The 5,619-nt window shown below is 44.7% G+C and carries 5 protein-coding genes; all 5 read left to right on the top strand.

The window, feature by feature from the left end; translation table 11 throughout:
* Positions 1-757 (top strand): type VI secretion system protein TssA (locus Xinn_RS22265; RefSeq protein WP_099137777.1); only part of this gene is annotated, 757 nt, incomplete at its 5' end.
* Between the two features lie 77 nt (positions 758-834).
* Positions 835-1,389: a type VI secretion system contractile sheath small subunit gene (gene tssB, locus Xinn_RS19860; RefSeq protein ID WP_086953314.1), complete on the top strand. Its 555-nt coding sequence runs from the start codon at positions 835-837 to the stop codon at positions 1,387-1,389.
* Positions 1,390-1,392: 3 nt separating this feature from the next.
* Complete coding sequence (gene tssC, locus Xinn_RS19855; RefSeq protein ID WP_086953315.1) at positions 1,393-2,895, top strand: type VI secretion system contractile sheath large subunit; 1,503 nt, start codon at positions 1,393-1,395, stop codon at positions 2,893-2,895.
* A gap of 135 nt (positions 2,896-3,030) precedes the next feature.
* Positions 3,031-3,510 (top strand): type VI secretion system tube protein Hcp, encoded by a 480-nt coding sequence (locus tag Xinn_RS19850; protein ID WP_086953316.1) that lies wholly within the window; start codon positions 3,031-3,033, stop codon positions 3,508-3,510.
* 92 nt (positions 3,511-3,602) lie between these two features.
* Positions 3,603-5,402 (top strand): type VI secretion system-associated FHA domain protein, encoded by a 1,800-nt coding sequence (locus Xinn_RS19845; RefSeq protein WP_086953317.1) that lies wholly within the window; start codon positions 3,603-3,605, stop codon positions 5,400-5,402.
* The last annotated feature ends 217 nt before the right edge of the window (positions 5,403-5,619 follow it).

The following is a 5,619-nucleotide window of genomic DNA, read 5'->3' as shown; positions in this document are numbered from 1 at the left end:
AAGGCTGGAATTTGACGGGGAATACGACCCGCTATTTCGCCTCAACGCACTGGCCGATATCGAAGACGGCTCGCCGCTGACCCTGAAAGTAGAGCGTGCTATTTTGCTGAAAAGTGTGTTACAGGAGTTATCCTTCCGTGATGTCTATTCACTGCTCAACGGAACCATCACAGAAATAAACGGCTATACCGGTGGGCGTTCGCGCTTGCTTGATGAGTTAAAACAACCCGCTAATGGTCATCAAATATCAGTACTACTCACTATTCGTGATCATATTACCGCCCTACTTGATATTATTGGCCAACAGTTATCTGCTGGTCAGATGCCTGAGATGTCACGTCTCCTTAAACATCTCAATATTATTATCGAATTTAGTATGTTAAGCGAAAGTTTAACTGACTCACCGATAACTACTGTCGGAACAACACCATCTGAACCTGCATCAATGATAAAACAGGAAACAACACAATCACCCATCGATCAACCATCAACAGATACAGTAGAACCGGCAAGTTCATTCTCACCGAATTGGTACGAAGTAAAAATCAATAATCGTGATGAAGCACGCATGTTATTAGAAAAAGTAAAAATCTATTTTCTGACACATGAACCAAGCCATCCCGCCCCAATGATGATTGACCGCATTCAACAACTCATCGATCGTAATTTTATCGATATTATCTATGACCTTGCGCCAGAAGGGTTAAATCAACTTGCCATTATCTTTGGTCGTACGGATGACTCTGATGCAAATTAATTATCTCTTGTATTTATTCCACGAGTTTATTTACTTCCTTTAAATCTACCTACCCAGCCAGTATTGGAGAATGTGTCATGAAATCCAGCGGACAAAAATTTATCGCGCGCAACCGCCCCCCCCGTGTCCAGATTGAATACGATGTTGAACTTTATGGTTCAGAAAAAGTGGTCCAATTGCCTTTTGTGATGGGAATTATTGCGGATTTGGCCGGAAAATCCATCGAACCCCAGCCCGAGGTTTCCGATCGGAAATTTTTGGAAATTGACGTGGATAACTTTGATGAACGCATGAAGTCTATCAAACCCCGGGCCGTCTTTCAGGTTGATAACACCCTGACCGGTGAGGGCCAACTGAATGTTGAACTGGTGTTTGAAAGTATGGAGGATTTTCAGCCCGATGCCATTGCGAAAAAAGTGACACCGTTGGCTAACCTGCTGGAAGCCCGTACCCAACTGGCAAACCTGCTGTCTTACATGGACGGCAAAAGTGGGGCTGAGCAACTGATTGCCGAAATACTGCAAAACCCGGCGCTGTTGAAATCACTGGCTGAAGCGCCAAAACCTGAAGACAGCCTTTCCTCTGAAGACAGCACCCCCGATTCCGATGAAGGCGCTGAAAATAAGGAGTAATTAATGAGTACGACCGAACAAGAAACCTTGTCTCAACAAGAGCAGGAACCCAAAGAATACACGGCTGATGAGTTAAGTGTATTGCTCGGTAAGGAATTCCGCCCGCAAAGTGATCAGAGCCGCGATGCCGTTGAAAATGCGGTCAAAACACTGGCTCAGCAGGCACTGGAAAATACGGTAACCCTCTCGGGGGATACCTATCGCACCATCCAGTCTCTGATTGCCGAAATCGATATCAAAATCTCCCAGCAGATGAACCATATCCTACACCATGAGGAGTTCCAGACACTGGAAGGTGCCTGGCGGGGTCTGCATTATCTGGTCAATAACACGGAAACGGATGAGATGCTGAAAATCCGGATGATGTGTCTGTCCAAAACAGAACTCCGCAACACCTTAAAACGCTTTAAGGGGATCAGCTGGGATCAAAGCCCGTTATTTAAGAAAATCTATGAAGCGGAATATGGTCAGTTCGGGGGAGAACCTTTCGGCTGCCTGATGGGAGATTACTATTTTGATCACTCTGCTCCGGACGTGGAACTGTTACGCCAGATCTCGCAAATCAGCGCCGCAGCCCACTGCCCGTTTATTTCAGGGGCATCCCCCAGTGTGATGCAGATGAGCTCGTGGCAAGAGCTGGCTAATCCCCGTGACCTGACCAAAATCTTCCAGAATACCGAGTACGCCCCCTGGCGGAGTCTACGTGAATCAGAAGACGTCCGTTACATCGGGCTCACTTTGCCACGGTTTCTGGCCCGTTTACCCTATGGTGCCCTGACTAATCCGGTCGATGGCTTCAATTTTGAAGAAAATACCGAGGGGCCCACTCACGAAAATTATACCTGGTCAAACGCCGCGTATGCGATGGCGGTCAATATCAACCGTTCATTTAAGCTGTATGGCTGGTGTACCTCTATCCGAGGTGTCGAATCCGGCGGTATTGTGGAAAACTTGCCCTGTTATACCTTCCCGTCTGATGACGGCGGCGTGGACATGAAATGCCCCACCGAAATTGCCATCAGCGACCGACGCGAGGCAGAATTAGCTAAAAACGGCTTTATTCCGCTGCTGCACCGTAAAAACACTGATATGGCGGCGTTTATCGGAGCCCAGTCGCTCCAGAAGCCTGCGGAATATTACGATCCAGATGCCACGACCAATGCCAATCTTTCGGCTCGCCTGCCCTATATGTTTGCCTGCTGCCGTTTTGCCCATTACCTGAAATGTATTGTCCGTGACAAGATCGGGACATTTCAGGAACGCAGTGATATGGAGCGCTGGCTGAATAGATGGATCACCAATTATGTCGATGGTGACCCGATCAATTCATCACAGTTCACTAAGGCAAAAAAACCGCTGGCTGCTGCCGAGGTTCAGGTCGAAGAGGTAGAGAGCAACCCAGGATATTACCAGGCTAAGTTTTTCCTGCGGCCTCACTATCAATTAGAAGGTCTGACGGTATCGCTGCGGCTGGTTTCAAAATTGCCCTCATTGAAAGCGGGTTAATTCTAACAACCTATATATTCAGAGAATGCTTACAACATGGCTTCTCAGTAACTCAAACAATAAACCGATCTTCCAATACACATTCCGATTGAATAGCCGCTAATCAATTAAATTCTATTAAGTAAGGGGAAAACTATGTCTACTCATGACGCATATATTTACTTTACTGATATTCAAGGTGAGGCCGGTGATGGAAAACATAAAGACTGGCTTGGCGTAGAGCGTTTTAATTTTTCGGTGTACAACGCTGTTGAGAAGAATGCAACATCTGGATTAAGTTCAGGTATAGCTAATATTGGCTTACTAAATACAAATGTTTCATTTGATAAAGGAACTATTTCACTTCGTAACACGCTTATTAAAGGAAAACATATTAAAGAAATTAAACTCATTGTTCGCCGACAAAGTGGTGAACAAGAAGAGTGGTATAAGCTGGAATTGCAGAATGCTCTGCTCGTATCTTCCGATCTTATGTTTGATACTGGTCATTTTTACACCGTACTAGCTATTGCCTTCCAGATACATACAGAAAGCTACATCCCACTGAATTTCGAAGGGATAAAAAGTGCTGAACTTACTTATTCCTGGGATTCTTATACCAATGAAATGAAATGAAGTAACACTCATGAGCTACCTTGGTAACCTCCTTGTTCCAGGGAGGTTTATCTTTATCACATTATCCTTATCAATAATAAGGGTTCACGCTTATGCGATTCACCATTGTTAAAAACACCAGTACAAACCAACCAGCACAACTGAGTTATCAGTTTTCTCCTCCGGGTGGGACTATCGGCCATTGTCAGGATAATAGCTGGGTTTTGCCTGATGAAGAGCAGAACATTGCCCGGGTTCAGGTTATTGTATCAATCTCAGAAAGCGGCAAATGTCAGATCACTAATCTGGGTTCTGCATCTCAGGTTTTGCTGAATACAATACCGGTGGCTTCGGATCATCAGGTTACAATTCGCGATGGGGATGTCCTGAATATTGGTCATTATCAGATTCAGGCCATTGATATCAAAAAAAGTGCACCACCACAAGCGACGACCCGTGTTATCAACCCGCCTTTTGAATCAGATACCCAACAGTCAAAAATTCCCAATAAAGTCTGGGATGATCTGGAACAAGTATTCCCCAATACCAGCGCTTCACCTTCTGCTGAAAAACATCAGCTCCCATCAGAAAGAAATGACAATCATCCTCTCTTTTCTTCACAGCAAGAAAGCGATAAATATGGTTTCATTGATCTATTAACAAAAATCGAACCTACGACCAATCTGGAAACCCTACAGTCACGTGAAACAGACCCTGTGTCTATGTTCAACTCAGATAACCTCTTCCGGCAGGAGGATATTCTTAATAACAATACACCGACAACCTTATTTCAGAATGATAAGGAGTATGATACTGAATACAATGATACGGAGAATGAAATCGATCCTCTGGAGTTATTTTCTGACAATCATCGTAAACAAAAAAAAGACATTAAAAATGATAATCACTTAGACACAATGTTAGGCGATGCTGTTCCTCTGACACCACTTGATACCAAGCCCCGGTTTACTTCTGTATCACCATCCGTCTCAGCCAATAATATACAGTCAGTTTCCGCACTTTTCACAACAGAAGAGCTATCCAGAGAACTGAGTAAAGATTTAACTAAAAGTGATACCAACATAGGAAAAACAGAAGAAATTATCTTTCCCGCTACACACTCAAATAAACATCCTCATGTTCAGGATGGCACGAATCACCAGACTTCAGTTAATCATCAAACCAATAAACTCAATATCTCACCGCATATCACAGCTGATGATCCTATTTATGAACGGTTGAATATTGAGCCGATCAGCATCAGTACCAATGAACCAGTCACAGACGAGACCAAACTGAATGGGAAATTGCTGGCCGCACTACTGGACGGCATGGGACTCAACGATCTCCGTCAGCCCCATTTTGATGAGCACCGCATGTACCAGCTCGGTCAGTTGGTCAGTCAGTTGACTCAGGGCATTGTGGCACTCAATAACTCGCGTACGCTACTGAAACGGGAAGCCGAAGCCGGAATGACTCAACTGTTATCCGATGCAAATAACCCCTTTAAACTGTTGCCTTCCGGTCAGGCGGTACTGGTGCAGATGTTTGGGGATCATATGCCGGGGTTTATGTCTGCTGAACAGGCCACCCGCGATATTTTAACGGAATTACAGGCACATCAACTGGGCATGATTGCCGGAATGCGTGCCATCACGGTAGATATCCTGCAACTATTCCACCCCACCCTACTTGAACAAAAAGCCCGGGATGAAGGCGGTATGCCGCGCTTGTCCTTATCCTCCACCTACAAAGCCGTATTATGGGAATTTCTGACTAAGCATTATCAAAAAACCGCCCATGAATTTGAGCACAATTCCGGCCTGTTTAGTAAAAATTTTCTGGCAGCCTATGAAAGCGAAGTGAATAACTATAAAAACACCCAGAGAAAAATAAAAAAACAATCACACTGATTTCATCAATACCTCAGAGACTAAACTACAGTGACCGGAGTAAATGTATCCAATGAATGACAACATAACGTTGATACGTGGTGGTTATCATTATCGGAGTAAAATCAACCGTATCACTGCCAGAGACAAAATGCAGCCTTCCCTGCTGGACAGGCTCACGGATAATGACCCCGATAAGAAAAAAGAGGCCACCAGTCATCACCTGATATCACACAGC

This window comes from Xenorhabdus innexi (assembly GCF_002632485.1).
GTDB classification, from domain to species: Bacteria; Pseudomonadota; Gammaproteobacteria; order Enterobacterales; family Enterobacteriaceae; genus Xenorhabdus; species Xenorhabdus innexi.
The sequence above is the reverse complement of the archived record's forward strand: the minus strand, read 5'-3'. Positions and strand labels throughout refer to the sequence as shown.